This window comes from Actinoplanes sp. ATCC 53533, assembly GCF_003947245.1.
This window is the reverse complement of record NZ_QHHV01000544.1, coordinates 1-997: the sequence shown is the minus strand read 5'-3', so window position 1 is coordinate 997 and position 997 is coordinate 1. Positions and strand designations below refer to the sequence as shown.

The following is a 997-nucleotide window of genomic DNA, read 5'->3' as shown; positions in this document are numbered from 1 at the left end:
GAATCTAAAGCGCGGAGCCGATGAAAGAAGAGGAACCCGTTAGGTCGCCGAGACCCAGGACGGGTGAGACTGGGCGAAGGCGGCGACGTCGTCGTTCTTGACGGCCTTCAGCAGCTGCAAGCTGTCGTCACTGAGAACCTCGACGCTGCCCACGCCCGGTACCGACTTGCTGTTGAACCGGCCTGCGTTGGTCTTGATAGTCACCAGATCATCCGGGTTGAGTCCACGCATGGCGAAGACCCAGTCCTCCAGGGAGACACCACCTGAGTCGACCGTCATCGTCTTGCCGACTGCGGACAGTAGGCCGGGCAGCTTGGTCGGCGAGTTGAGGCCGTCGCTCACCGCCTGCTTGAGCACGGCTTTGAGGAACTGCTGCTGATGACGCTGCCGGCCGTAGTCGTAGTCCTTGTTGGCCAGCAGATCGCGTTGGCGAACGAAGTCGAGCGCCTCGGCAGGAGTGAAGCAGCGGTTGCCTTTTGCGTAGAAGTTCGCGGTGACACCCGGCACCTTGCTGCGCAGGGTGCCGTCCTTGTTGATCACGTATGGGCCGGCGGGTTTGCCGCTGCGGTCGCGTCCGATATGGATGGATGTGGTGTCCTCGTCGACGTACATGCATACCCTGCCGAGGACCTCGACGACCTTGCGGAAGCCCTGGAAATCGATGATCGCGCCGGCATCTGGTGTGATGCCCGTGACCTTCTTGACGGTCACGGTGAGCAGCTCGAAGCCGCGTGACAACGCCTCGGGCCCGTTCAGGCCGCGACTGCCGTACGCGAACGCGGCGTTGATCTTGCTCTTGCCGCCGGCCCACGACATCTTGCCGTTGTCGTACGCCGGGATGCTCACATAGCTGTCGCGGGGCAGAGAGATCAGGTATCCCTGCCGAAGGTCGGCCGAGATGTGCAGAAGAATAATCGAATCGGAGCGGATCGGCGTACCGGATGCTTGATTCTTGCGAGCGTCGATGCCGACGAGCAGGATGTTCTTCGCGCCGGTC

General features: G+C 62.2%; 1 protein-coding gene. It reads right to left on the bottom strand.

Going from position 1 to position 997, the window contains the following annotated elements:
* Window positions 1-39: 39 nt before the first annotated feature.
* Window positions 40-997, bottom strand: a 958-nt coding sequence (locus tag DMB66_RS59900; RefSeq protein ID WP_148112978.1) for an LCP family protein, incomplete at its 5' end; no start/stop codon positions are given.